Source organism: Synechococcus sp. R8-2 (assembly GCF_047461715.1).
Lineage (GTDB): Bacteria > Cyanobacteriota > Cyanobacteriia > Thermostichales > Thermostichaceae > Thermostichus.
The window spans coordinates 1-580 of sequence record NZ_JANSHQ010000767.1 but is presented as its reverse complement, the minus strand read 5'-3'; the positions used below and the strand labels follow the sequence as shown (position 1 = coordinate 580).

1 pseudogene is annotated in these 580 nt (G+C 65.5%); it reads right to left on the bottom strand.

Annotated features, from left to right (window positions below):
* Nucleotides 1-37 precede the first annotated feature (37 nt).
* Nucleotides 38-580 (bottom strand): annotated as a pseudogene (locus tag NW819_RS14550) (hypothetical protein); the annotation flags it as partial.

Below are 580 nucleotides of genomic sequence, written 5' to 3'. Positions count from 1 at the left end.
TGCCAGGTGCCGAGGGTGCCCAGGGGAACAGGTTTCATCAGCGGGCGGGGGCGCGCATTCTCCTGGATTGCCACAGGCTCCAGCCTTGCCAGAGCAGGAGAATCAACGCCAGGATCCCGACCACCCCGGCCAGCACCAGCGCCCGTTCCAGGCGGGTGGCATGGAAGCCGGTTACCGTCCAATCGCGGCTGAGGTTGGATCCCAGAATGGCAAGCACAGCCAGGCCCAAACCTCGGATCCCCAGAGATTCCGCCCCTCTTCCCTCCTGCTGCAGGAGGATGGGCTGCAGCGCCGCCAGGATCAAGGCGGTGGTCAAGGCTCCCAACAGGAAGGCCGCTTGCGGCTGAGCGTGAATGAAGTAGCCCACCCCCACCGGCAGAGCCAGGCTGGCCAGCGTCAGAGCGATCCCCGTCTGCAGGGGTTTGTCTGGCCCATACAGCCAGTGCAGGAGCGCCGCCAGCGCCATGGCCGCCATTCCTAGGTACAGCGCCGCCGACACATAGGGTTGGGTGAGGTCGATCCCGGCAACCTGCAGGTTGAACTGGTGCAACAGGTTTTGCAGCAGAGGGCGGGCCGACAA